This is a genomic window from Pedobacter sp. AC379 (assembly GCF_979258145.1).
Genome location: NZ_OZ409839.1, coordinates 5,531,885 through 5,544,254, shown reverse-complemented (window position 1 = coordinate 5,544,254; position 12,370 = coordinate 5,531,885). Strand labels below are relative to the sequence as shown.

The 12,370-nt window shown below is 37.7% G+C and carries 12 protein-coding genes; all 12 read left to right on the top strand.

Annotated features, from left to right (window positions below; genetic code table 11):
- The first annotated feature begins 82 nt into the window (after window positions 1-82).
- The 12 genes from ACZZZW_RS23915 (at window position 83) to cysC (ending at window position 12,185) form a co-directional block, all read left to right on the top strand.
- A complete protein-coding gene (locus ACZZZW_RS23915; RefSeq protein ID WP_055910171.1) occupies window positions 83-430 on the top strand; it encodes a Spx/MgsR family RNA polymerase-binding regulatory protein in 348 nt (115 codons plus the stop codon).
- A gap of 68 nt (window positions 431-498) precedes the next feature.
- Window positions 499-1,239 carry a carboxypeptidase-like regulatory domain-containing protein gene (locus tag ACZZZW_RS23910; protein ID WP_055910169.1) on the top strand — a complete coding sequence of 247 codons (741 nt, stop codon included), beginning with the start codon at window positions 499-501 and terminating at the stop codon, window positions 1,237-1,239.
- A gap of 117 nt (window positions 1,240-1,356) precedes the next feature.
- Window positions 1,357-3,342 (top strand): M1 family metallopeptidase, encoded by a 1,986-nt coding sequence (locus tag ACZZZW_RS23905; protein ID WP_055910164.1) that lies wholly within the window; start codon window positions 1,357-1,359, stop codon window positions 3,340-3,342.
- A gap of 124 nt (window positions 3,343-3,466) precedes the next feature.
- Window positions 3,467-3,874 carry a RidA family protein gene (locus ACZZZW_RS23900; RefSeq protein ID WP_055910160.1) on the top strand — a complete coding sequence of 136 codons (408 nt, stop codon included), beginning with the start codon at window positions 3,467-3,469 and terminating at the stop codon, window positions 3,872-3,874.
- A 90-nt stretch (window positions 3,875-3,964) separates the two neighbouring features.
- Window positions 3,965-4,171: a hypothetical protein gene (locus tag ACZZZW_RS23895; protein WP_055910157.1), complete on the top strand. Its 207-nt coding sequence runs from the start codon at window positions 3,965-3,967 to the stop codon at window positions 4,169-4,171.
- 31 nt (window positions 4,172-4,202) lie between these two features.
- Window positions 4,203-4,814, top strand: a complete 612-nt coding sequence (locus ACZZZW_RS23890) for a class I SAM-dependent methyltransferase (protein WP_055910154.1) — start codon at window positions 4,203-4,205, stop codon at window positions 4,812-4,814.
- Window positions 4,815-4,834: 20 nt separating this feature from the next.
- Complete coding sequence (locus ACZZZW_RS23885) at window positions 4,835-5,056, top strand: VF530 family protein (RefSeq protein ID WP_055910152.1); 222 nt, start codon at window positions 4,835-4,837, stop codon at window positions 5,054-5,056.
- 273 nt (window positions 5,057-5,329) lie between these two features.
- On the top strand, window positions 5,330-8,146 hold the full coding sequence (locus ACZZZW_RS23880) for a TonB-dependent receptor (protein WP_055910150.1): 2,817 nt from the start codon (window positions 5,330-5,332) through the stop codon (window positions 8,144-8,146).
- 431 nt (window positions 8,147-8,577) lie between these two features.
- The gene (gene chrA, locus ACZZZW_RS23875; RefSeq protein WP_055910148.1) at window positions 8,578-9,807 is read left to right on the top strand and encodes a chromate efflux transporter; all 1,230 of its coding nucleotides are present in this window, start codon (window positions 8,578-8,580) and stop codon (window positions 9,805-9,807) included.
- The gene (locus ACZZZW_RS23870; RefSeq protein ID WP_055910145.1) at window positions 9,807-10,835 is read left to right on the top strand and encodes a sulfotransferase family protein; all 1,029 of its coding nucleotides are present in this window, start codon (window positions 9,807-9,809) and stop codon (window positions 10,833-10,835) included. Before chrA ends, ACZZZW_RS23870 begins: the two co-directional genes overlap by 1 nt.
- Window positions 10,836-10,841: 6 nt before the next feature.
- Window positions 10,842-11,606, top strand: coding sequence for a 3'(2'),5'-bisphosphate nucleotidase CysQ (cysQ, locus tag ACZZZW_RS23865; protein ID WP_055910142.1), 765 nt, complete (start codon window positions 10,842-10,844; stop codon window positions 11,604-11,606).
- Between the two features lie 9 nt (window positions 11,607-11,615).
- Complete coding sequence (cysC, locus tag ACZZZW_RS23860; RefSeq protein WP_055910140.1) at window positions 11,616-12,185, top strand: adenylyl-sulfate kinase; 570 nt, start codon at window positions 11,616-11,618, stop codon at window positions 12,183-12,185.
- Window positions 12,186-12,370 lie beyond the last annotated feature (185 nt).

Sequence of the window (12,370 nt, the reverse complement as noted above, 5' to 3'; positions counted from 1 at the left end):
ATCTTTGAAAAGCATTTTTAGATTGATTTCCATCATTCATCTAAATTTCCCACTTACTCATACCATAAATCACTCAATTAACATGACCGTTTACGGAATTCCGAATTGCAATACAGTTAAAAAATCACTCGATTGGTTAAAAGCACATCAGGTTGATTTTGAATTTCATGATTTTAAGAAAAAAGGCATAACCGAAGAAAAATTAAACGAATGGTGTAATGCTTTTGGTTGGGAAACCGTGTTGAATAGAAAAGGATTGACCTGGAAAAAACTCAGCAAAGAGGAGCAGGCAAAAATAGACAACCAGGAACTGGCTATCGCTTATTTAAAAGAAAATACCAGTGCCATTAAACGCCCGGTTGTTGAGCAGAACAATAAAGCTGTATTAATCGGATTCGATGATAATAACTATTTAAAAACACTAACCTAATTCATTTGTTCTAATGTTAAAGTTTGTTAAATGCAAATTTTAAATGTCGAACTAAGTTACTTTTGATTATGTACAAACTGATCATTTTTCTATTACTTGCCCTGCCTATCGGCGTTTATGCACAAACGGTAACTACAGGTACGGTTTTCGATTATTCGAAAAAAACACTCTCACTCCCTGGTGTAACCATCAGAAATCTGAACAGTAAAAAAACTACCAGTACCAATAGAGAGGGTAAATATACCATCGGAGCAAATATTGGTGATCTGATTGAGTTTTCGGCCATTGGCTACCATACCGATACCTTATATTTAACCAATTTGTTAAACAGAACCATCTATCTTCCTACAAAATCGAATAGCTTAAAAGATGTAGATGTTACCGCAGTGCGGATGAACAGCCAGGTTACCGATGCAAAAGATCCGTTGGCAGAAAAATATACCCTTTTAAGTACCGGCGGTAACCTTAACCGTAAAAGAATGAAAGATAAAGTTGGTGGCTTAAACCTTAACCTTGGGTATGGTAAATATAGAAGGCAACAACGCAAAGAAGCTGATCTTGAAGAGAAAGAAATGTATCAGCAGGAAATTGATGAAAATTTTACCCCAAAAGCCATTACCGAACTTACCAAATTAGATGGTGATGACCTTAAAAACTTTATGATCATTTATAGGCCATCTATTGAGGCGGTAAAAGCAGAAAGACCATACCGTTACCCTTATTACATCTCACGTGCCTTTGCTGCATGGAATAAATTAACCCCACAAGAAAGAAAACTTCAGGATTTACCTAAATTAAAAGCAAATTAAGAAGTTTTAAATCATAACAACCGAATTGTTGCCATAATAGGTAACATTATAACCACATATAAATCTATATGTGGTTATTTTTTATATTTACAGCAGTATTACAACCTTATTATTATCATGAAAATGACTAAACTGATTAATTTTTGTTTAGTTTGTTGTGTTTTTGCGCTTTCAGCATCTGCCCAGCAAGCTACAACACCTGCACCAGCAACAAACTATAATCCTGCTGAAGCATTCGGGCCATTATTTTATACTCAAAACGGAAATGAATTCCGTTCGGCAATTGGTGCACCAGGGCCAAAATACTGGCAAAACCGTGTAGATTACAACATCACCGCCAACCTCGACGAAACTAAAAACATGGTAAGCGGAACAGTTACCATTACTTACAAAAACAACAGTCCTGATAAATTACCATATTTATGGTTACAGTTAGATCAGAATACCTTTAAACAAACCTCTCGCGGTTATGCAATTACACCATCCCGCAGCCGTTATGGAGCACAGGGCGAAAAATTTGATGGTGGATATCAAATCCAGAACATCAGTGTATCGCAAAAAGCAGGTGCTGTAAAGTTTACCTCTTTAGTTGAAGATACCCGGATGCAGATCCGTTTAGATCAGCCTATGGCCGCCAATGGTGATATAGTTACTGTAAAAATGGACTATTCGTATGTGGTACCAAAAGAAGGATCAGACAGAACGGGCCATTTAACCACTAAAAATGGAGAAATTTTTGCCATTGCACAGTGGTTTCCACGCATGTGTGTTTACGATGATGTAATTGGATGGAATACCTTGCCATATTGGGGCGGTGGTGAGTTTTATTGCGAATATGGCGACATTAACTTTGCCATTACCGCACCGGCAAACCATATTGTAATGGGTTCAGGAGAGTTGTTAAACCCTGCTGAAGTTTTTACAGCTGAACAGTTAAAAAGATGGAATGCCGCTAAATTGAGCGATGCTACCATCCACATCCGTAGTGAAGAAGAAGTAACCGATCCTAAATCGCGTCCGGCGAAAGATAAATTAACCTGGAAATTCAAAATTACCAATGCACGTGATGCGGCCTGGGCTTCGTCAAAATCTTTTGTATTAGATGCAGCGAGGTATAAATTGCCAAGTGGTAAAACCGGTTTGGCAGTTTCTGCACAACCTGTAGAAAGTAATGGTGCTGATGGTTATGGCCGGGGTGTAGAATATGTAAAATCTACCATCGAACATTATTCATCAAAATGGTTTGAGTACCCTTACCCAATGGCAGTTAATGTGGCCACAAATATTGGTGGTATGGAATATCCTGGTATTGTGTTTTGCGGTTGGAAAGCTAAAAAAGCAAGTGCCTGGGGTGTAATTGACCATGAATTTGGTCATACCTGGTTCCCGATGATTGTAGGATCTAACGAACGTAAATACGGTTGGATGGATGAAGGTTTTAATACTTTCATTAACGGAATATCGAAAAGCAGTTTCAATAAAGGCGAGTACGCAACTCCACCAGCAGATTTAAACAAAATTGGAAAGGCTGTAATTGGCAACCCGATTTATGAAAACATTATGCAAATGCCTGATGGAATGGCTGAAAGAAACATTGGTGTTAATTTATACAGCAAACCAGGTTGGGGATTGGATATTTTGAGAAATCAGATTTTAGGCGAAGACCGTTTCGATTATGCTTTCCGTCAATACATTAAAAACTGGGCGTTTAAACACCCAACACCTTTTGATTTCTTCCGCTCGATGGAAAATGGCGCAGGTGAAGATTTAGCGTGGTTTTGGAGAAGCTGGTGGTTAAACAGCTGGAAAATGGATCAAGGCATTGCTACTGTTGAAGCTGTTAAACAGGATGATAAATTGGTGGGTTACAACATTAAAGTGGTAAACCTCGAAAAAATGCCTATGCCAATCATCCTTCAGGTAAAAACTAAAAGCGGTAAAACTGAAATTGTAAAAGTTCCGGTTGATGTTTGGATGAAAAATACCAGCTGGTTGGTGCGTTATCCAACAACTGAAGAACTTGAATCAGTTACTTTAGATCCAAATAAAGTATTGCCAGATTCGAATCCTGATAACAATACATGGACAGCTACAGGAAACTAATTCCGCTGTAAATGGTATAAAGCCTCCTGATTATTAAAAACATCAGGAGGCTTTTTTTATTGCAAATTGCCGACGATTTACCATTTCTTATCGGATAATTTAGCGGCTGATAAATTTGTAGCAAATGGAAATAGATTCTTTAGAGATCACCAATCCCGATGGGATATATGATCCCCGTGCACATGGCTACTCTCATGTAGCAACAGTGCAGGCAAACAGTAAACTGGTTTTTGTTGCCGGGCAGGGTGGGAGCAGAACAGATGGTATTTTAAGCGAAGATTTTAGAACCCAGGTAAGCATTGTATTTGAAAATATTGCGCTCGCCTTAAAGAGTAAGAACCTTAGCATGGCCAATATCGCAAAACTGACAACATTAGTGGTGGGCTATGATGACGAAAAACATCAGATTCTGATTGAAGAATCAGTAAAGATATGGCCAGATCAGAAATTTCCGGTTAACACATTAATTCCGGTGCCACGGTTGGCGTTAAATGGTATGTTGATTGAAATTGATGCTACTGCGGTAGGTTAACTGTTAAATCATTATAAAATATTATAAAGCGCATCAGTATTTTTAGTGATTATTATTGGTTACCGCTTATTAAGATTATAGGGTCAAATCATGATTAAAGCTTTAGGCCTTCAGTGCCAAACCAAGCATGATGGTCATGAAAGCTCCCTGCCGCGGGCAGCAACCAAGCATGATGGTCATGAAAGTTCCCTGCCGTGGGCAGCAACCAATCATGAGGGTCATGAAAGCTTCCTGCCGTGGGCAGCAACTAATTATGAGGATCATGAAGGTTCGGTTTTTGGTAGCATCAACTTGTAGGCAACAAAAGCAGCAGTTTAAAAAACAACACATGGAAAAACTAGAGCGTAAAAACGTTTATAAAGTTTACGATAAAATAGGTCACTGGTTTGCCGAAAACCGCCATTCAGTTTTAGAAGAAAAAGCTTATCTGGATGAGGTGCTTAAAAAGCTCCCGCTCAACGCAAGTGTTTTGGATTTGGGCTGTGGCAGTGGAAAACCCATACTGGAATACCTGCTAAGCATGAAAGTTAAGGTTTTAGGTATTGATGCCAGTACGCAGATGCTCGAAATTGCAAAAGCAAATTTTCCGGATACACGATTTATCCAGAAAGACATGCGGAAGTTGGACCTTGATGAAAAGTTTGATGCGATAATTGCCTGGCATAGCTTCTTCCATCTTCCTGTTGCCGATCAGCCTGGCATGTTCAGTATTTTTGGTCGGCACCTTAACCCCAATGGAGTTTTGCTTTTTACCTCAGGTACCGAAAGGGGAGAAGCCTGGGGAATGAACGGTGGCGAAAATATTTTTCATGCATCATTGGCTGTAGCAGAATATCATCAATTGCTCGAAGAGAATAATTTTGAGGTACTTACCCATAAAGTTAACGATCCTGAATGTGGCGGTGCAAATGTTTGGCTGGCGCAATATAAACCCCGATAATTTTGCCTTAACTTTGCCCAATGGCCGAACAGCAAAAAAATAACCCGTTACACGGTATCACCCTTGAGAAAATTGTAACCGATCTTCAGGTACATTATGGTTGGGAAAAACTGGGATCACTGATCAGGATTGATTGTTTTAACAACAACCAAACGATTAAATCGAGCTTAAAATTTTTAAGAAGAATGCCCTGGGCCCGGAAAAAAGTAGAGGAGTTATACCTTGATACCTTTCATAAATAATAGCATGAGTGGGTTGTGCATGATTGAATGCCTCAGCGATCAAATCCTCCGTTCAATCATTACATCTTTCTTTAATTCCATTATTCAAACTTTCGATAATTTAATAAGTTAATAATTTTCAGTACCGGTAAATGCTACGTTTCTGGAACTTTTTAACTTTCCAGACAAAAAAAATATCTTTTTTTGTCACACTTTACATCTTTTGGTGTCTTATAGCTGAAACCTTGAGAAAAGGTTTTTCAAACAAACTAAAGAAAAATCAAAATTTCAGTTATGAAAATCTATTTATTGATGTTGCTGTGCATCATATCTACGAAATCCTTCGCACAACAGGCTGCCAGTATCAATGGAAAAATTATTGATGGGAAAACCAACCTTCCGATTGAATATGTAGGTGTTATTTTATCAAACATAGCCGACTCAACCAAAAAAGTTGGTGTGGTAACCAATAAGGTGGGCGAATTTACCATCAACACTGTTGCCAACGGAGATTATCAGATCAGGATTTCTGCAATGGGTTATAATCCGGTTACGAAAAAAATTAACGTAAACGGAAAAGTGCTTAACCTTGGAACATTCAAAATGCAAGAAGATGCAATAGCTTTAAAAGATGTTGCAGTTAGCGGTAGGTATGCTATGGCAACGGTAAAAAAAGATACTGTCGAATTTAATGCCGATGCTTATAAAACCAGGCCAAATGCAGCGGTAGAAGATCTGCTGAAAAAGTTGCCAGGCGTAACAGTTGATAAAGATGGGAGCATTTTGGTACAGGGACAAAAAGTTACCCGTTTAACCGTGGATGGAAAAGACTTTTTTGGTACCGACCCTAAAACCGCCACTAAGAATTTACCTGCCGATGCCATTGCCAAAGTACAATTGATTGATAGCAAAACACAGGAAGCCAAAGCAACCGGAATTGATGATGGGCAAAGGGAAAAGGTTTTAAATTTAACCATTAAAGAGGATAAGAAAAAGGGCTGGTTTGGCAATGCCAACCTTGCCGGGGGTAATACCGATAAATACGGAACATATTTAAGTGCGAACCATTTTAATAAGAATTTGCAGTTTGCAGTTTTGGGAATGAGCAACAATACCAACGATGCCAGTTTTGGTTATGATGACCTGAGTAGTTTTAGTGGAGGAAACATTGGAAATATATTCGCACCGCCTGCCGGGGGAAGTTTTTCAATTAACAACAATAATGGTAAAACCACTATAGGAGGAAGCGGCGTTTTTGATAACAATGCCATTGGGTTATATACTACGCACAGTGGTGGCGTAAACTACAGCAACTCATGGGGCAAAAACAATAAGTTAGCCATTAGCGGGAGTTATTTTACTTACTTCTCTTCCGGTTTAGGTAATAAACTATCAAATATTCAGGATTTAAGCTCGGGCGATATCTTACGTACATTGGATAATACTGATCGGAACAGCAATAACCAGGCACACCGATTCAATTTCAAGGCAGAATATCATCCAGATTCATTAACCGATATTGTATTGCGTCCGAATGTGATATTAAACAATAGCACCAACATTAACAACCGAACTTTCAATGCAAATTTTGATGCTACAGGAAAGGCAAACGATGGAACTCAGTATTATAACCAACATAATTTTACGCCTTCATTATTTGGCGAATTTACCGTACTCAGAAGGTTGCCAAATAAAAAGGGTTCAGTATCAATCCGCTTAAATGGCACTCAGAATACTTACAATGCCGATTGGCTCAACCAATCGCTGCTAAACCAATATGTAAACGGCGCGGTTAACGTTACCAATATTAACCAGCAGGCCAACCAGGAAAACGCAGCCAAAACCTATACCATTAATGGAAATTATGCCCGGCCTTTAAATCAAAAATGGAGTGCCAATGTAGCCTATGGTTATACGCGCAGTATTGTAGATGCCCAACAGCTTACTTTTGATTATAACTCAACCACCGATCGTTACGAAACTATTGTTCCTTCGTTAACCAATACTTTCGATAACCATAATAGCCTGCAAACTGCTGGCTTGGGCTTTATTTATACAGGTAAAGACTGGACTTATAATTTTGGATTAAATGGCCAGCAAAGTTTATTAAATGCAAACGTATTGAATAACATTGGTACTAACATTGGCAATATCGAAAAGTCTTATTATAACTTATTGCCCAGGCTAACGGTAAATTTTAAGAATAAAGCCAATCAAACCATAGCCATCAATTATCGCGCAAGTGTTAATCTGCCATCGGTAACCGATTTACAGCCAGTGCAGAACAATACCAATCCGTTATACCAGAGGATTGGAAACCCTGATTTAGAAGCACGAAAAAATCATCGCCTTTCGGTCAATTTCAATACGTTCAGCCCCGATAATAACCACTATTGGAACGGTTATTTCCTGTACAATTTATCTTTTGATGATACAGGCAATGATATTACCTATAATAACGGAATCCAAACGGTTAAACCCATAAATGTAAACGGCAATTATTACCTGCGGGCAGGAACATTTTTCGGTATGCCATCAAAACTTAAAGGATTAAGGATGAACTATGGAATGAACTTCTTTACCGAACATAGAACAAACTTTATCAGCAATGCTAAAAACATTACCAACAGGTTCGAAATCGGGCCAAACATTAACTGGAGTTATGATATTGATGATAAATTTAATGCTGGTATTTATGCTTACGTTGCCTATACCAAGATAAATAATACAGCCGAATCGGCAATTGATAACAAATATTTTAGTCTGGAGAATAACCTTAACCTGAGTTATGAGTTTATTAAAGATTTAAGGGTAGAGGCCGATGTGAACCATGTTGGGTCAGCCGGGCGTGCAGACGGATTTAACAACAATTACTTTTTGCTTAATGCAGGCATTAACAAGTATTTAATGAAACGCAGGGTAACACTAAGTTTAAAAGGGTTTGATATTTTGAATCAAAATACCAGCATTGATAGAATTGTAAACAGCAGCCGGATAGAAGATGTGCGCTACAATAACATTACCAGGTATTTTTACCTATCGTTAAATTACAAGTTAACCAAAGTAGGTGCAAATAACGAAAGAAGTAATCCCCGCAATACGGTTAATTAAGTTAAGCTTTTAAATTTTGATCAGGCCCCTGGCAATTGCTTTTAAGAAGTAAATGTTAGGGGCTTTTTATTAAAGAATTAAGAAAGAATCTTCGCGCAAACGTTTGTGGATACATTTTTGATAAAAACACGCACTTTAAGCAGCATTTTCCTTTAAATTCTTTAAAAATATTCAATAAATAGGGGAGTTCGTGCCCATTTCTAAATCCGTCTCTTAATATTTGGTGTTGTTTTGTTCATAAAACCATCAATTCGTGGGTTTAATCAAACGTTTGCGTGGTGTTTTAATGGTTTATGCATTCAAAATCGCATAAATTAGGTACTTAAACAAAACCAATAATCGGATAAGTAATTCGAAAGATGATTTACATTTATTGCGTAAAAATAAATGGTATATTGTTTAAGCATTCAAGTTAAATCATTACAAAAAAGATGGAGTTATTAGTAGCAGGCGATATAACCAAAGAAAAAACAACGCTGAAATATCTTTTCTTAACCTTTCTAAAAATTGGTTGCGTGAGTTTTGGCGGTCATATGGCACTGGTTTCATTAATTCAACGGATTATGGTTGAGCAAGATCAGTCTATCGATAACGAGGATGTGTTAAACAGCGTTACTGTAGCAGCTTTTATGCCCGGCCCTATGGCAGTTAATGTGGTTGCCAATATTGGCTATTTGTTAAAAGGGAAATGGGGTGCCGCTATAAGTATGTTCGCGGTATTGCTTCCTGCCTGTACTTTAGTGTTGGCGTTGGCCTACATGTATTTATCAAATGGGCAAAGTATGGCCTGGACATCCATAATGCAATATGTTGGTGCAATTGTAGGCATTATTATACTATCAACCGGTTTACAGCTGTTTAAAAAGGAAATTGCGCTTAATTATGCTAAAATCTTCCTTTTTTTACTGGCCACAACGCTCGATCTGATCAAAGGAAATTACTTAATTACAATTGCACTTATTGCTATAGGGGCAATTGCAGGTTTAATGCTCGACAGGAATAGAGTTGATCAGATTAAAGTGATGAGTAGCTTTAAAACCAATTTTAAACTAAAAATAAAGTCATTTTCATTTATCGCCGTAACCGTTTTATTCATCAATCAAATCTTATTTTTTACGGCTGCATTTAAATCCTATCAGAACATTTTATTCAAAATAGCTACTGTTTTTTCGGGAATCAGTATTTCTCTTTTTGGAGGAGGTTATGTGGTAATTCCGATTATGCAATCGCTATTGGTTAAAGATTTGCATTGGCTTAACGCGAAGGAATTAATTGATGTAATTGCTTTTAGTCAGGTTACGCCAGGCCCAATCCTGGTAAGCGCAACGTTTATAGGTTTTAAGCTGGGTGGTTTTTTAGGTGCCTTTGTTGCTACCTGCAGCATGTTTATCCCTTCGGCCATTTTAATGATTGTGGTTTCAAAAATCTTTAATAAAACCAAAGACCATCCTTTTATTAAAAGCATGATCTCAGGAATTAAAGTGGTGGTTGTGGGGCTGATTATTTCTTCAGCCATTAAAATATTACTACTTCAGCCCCGAACACTTTTAGTGGCCGCAATATGCATTGCCGCTTTAATAGTAAGCTTTAAATATAAATTAAGCCCTGTTTATTTAATACTCGGTGCAATTTTTCTTGGTACAGTATCAATTTTTATATAATGGAAAGTTTTTTAAAGCCGGATGGTATTCAGATTATTGGAACACAAAGATCCGGTTCCAATTTGTTGAGGGTAATATTAGATCAGTCTGAGCAGATTGCCTCACCCCATCCCCCACATATTCTGGTCACCTTTGTGCCCTTGCTTGGTTTGTACGGATTTTTAACTGAAGAAAAGTATAAGCTACTCATTGCAGATGTAGTAAGTTACGTAAAAGCTAACCCCGTGCCCTGGGATGGTGTTGAGCTTAGCGAAACCTGGATTTTTGAAAACTCAACAACATATAGCCTTTTCGAAATCAATAGATTGATTTATGAAACTGCAGCAATTGCCAAAAACGCAAGGTACTGGTGTTGTAAAAGTATGGCTAACGTGCATTATGCGGCCAACCTTGAACAGCACAACCCCAATTTAAAATACATTTATTTATACCGCGACGGGCGGGATGTTGCCCTCTCGTTTAAAAAGGCAATTGTTGGCGAAAAACACATCTATCAGCTGGCTAAACAATGGTTTACAGATCAAAATGCTTGTATTGAGCTGTCAAGGAAAATTACAAAAGATTGGTTTTTCTCTTTAAATTATGAAGAATTGATTGCCAATCCTTCAAAAGTGATTCAGGAATTGTGCCGCTTTTTAGCCATTGATTATTCAGAACGCATGTTGGATTTTCACCATTCAAAAGAATCGAAAGCAACAGCCAGCGCAGGCGAAATGTGGGAAAATTTGGCCAAGCCGATTATAAAAGACAATACAGGCAAGTATAGGAAAGAACTCCGTGCAGAAGAAATCGACATATTTGAATCTATAAACCACCAAACCTTAACCGATTTGGGTTATAAGTTAGATAGACCGGAAAATAAACGTAAGCAAATCTCTGAAAATGATATTGAAGGGTATAATAATGAAAACGATCTGCTTAAAAAAAGCATACTTTTAAATGCCCGTCAATCAGATCTCGATAACCGGGGGCCACAATTAGCAATATTAAAAAGAATAAAATCGCAGTATTTAACAGCAAGCGTTTAAAATAACATGATTGATACTATTGATATAAATAGCATACTGGAAATAGCGGTTGAAGCCGGAAAAGCAATTTTAACTGTTTACGATAATGAAGAAGACTTCGAAATCTCAACCAAAAGTGATTCTTCTCCTTTAACCAAAGCCGATAAAATAGCAAATGATATCATCTGTTTCCAACTGAAAAAACAGTATCCTGCAATTCCTATCCTCTCAGAAGAAGGAAAAAGCATTCCTTACGAAGAAAGGAAAAACTGGGAATTGTATTGGTGTGTAGATCCATTGGACGGAACTAAAGAATTTATTAAGAGAAATGGTGAGTTTACTGTAAATATTGCCTTAATCTACAAAAATGCACCAATATTGGGGGTAATTTATATTCCGGTACAAAATCTTTTATACTACGCTAATGAAGCTTCAGGCAGCTGGAAACAAACTCCCGGACAGCCACCTTTAAAAATAAATGCAATTAAAAAGGCCAATAACTGGACGGCAGCGGTAAGCAGATCGCATGCTGATGGCGAAGAACGCGCAATACTTGCCGATTATCCAATTGTAGATTTTATTGCCGTGGGCAGCTCCCTTAAATTCTGTTTACTGGCCGAAGGCAAGGCCCAGATTTACCTTCGAACAGGCCCTACAATGGAATGGGATACCGCTGCGGGGCACGCAATAATCTTGTATAGCGGTTGCCACATGCATACCTTATCCGGGCTGCCGATGCTTTACAATAAAGTATCATTGTTAAATGAAGGCTTTTTGTGTAAAATAGATTAATAATAATATATGCCTGTTGAACTGATGTCTGAAAATAATATTCCAGCGCAAAACGGAATGGTGATCTGGTTATTTGGTCTATCAGGATCTGGTAAAACGACCATTTCAACTTTATTGAAAGAAAAACTCGAAAGCGAAGGCTTTTTTGTTACCACATTGGATGGTGACGTACTTCGTGAAGGGATTAATAAAGATTTAGGTTTTAGCGAATCAAATCGGGCCGAAAATATCAGGCGGGCCGCAGAAATAGCCAAAATAATGATGTTGAACAATATTATTACGATTTGTTCATTTATCACTCCACTAGCACAGCACAGGGCATTAGCAGCCAATATTATTGGCGAAAAGTATTATGAGGTGTTTTTAGATTGTCCCCTTACGGTTTGTAAAGAGAGAGATGTAAAAGGTTTGTACAAAGATGCCGATCTTAAGCTGATCCCTAATTTTACAGGTGTAAGTGCCAGGTTTGAGCCCTCTGTAAATGCCAATCTCGTGATTAAAACAAATACAGAAAGTCCATTTCAAAGTATGAACAGGTTATTTATGAAAGTTATTCCACGAATTAATCCTAATTCCTGATCGCTTTCCATAGCAATTGCCTTTTAATCATTCCCCATTCAATTTTGATCTTTGTTTTAAGTGCTGTTGAGGTGCTTAGTCAATCGATTGCGCAGTGTTTTTGCATTTAAATAAGTGCTTTAATCCCTAATATTATAAAAGCAAGAAAGAATAGCCCTCGCTTTTTTGTGAGCAGTCAACTATCA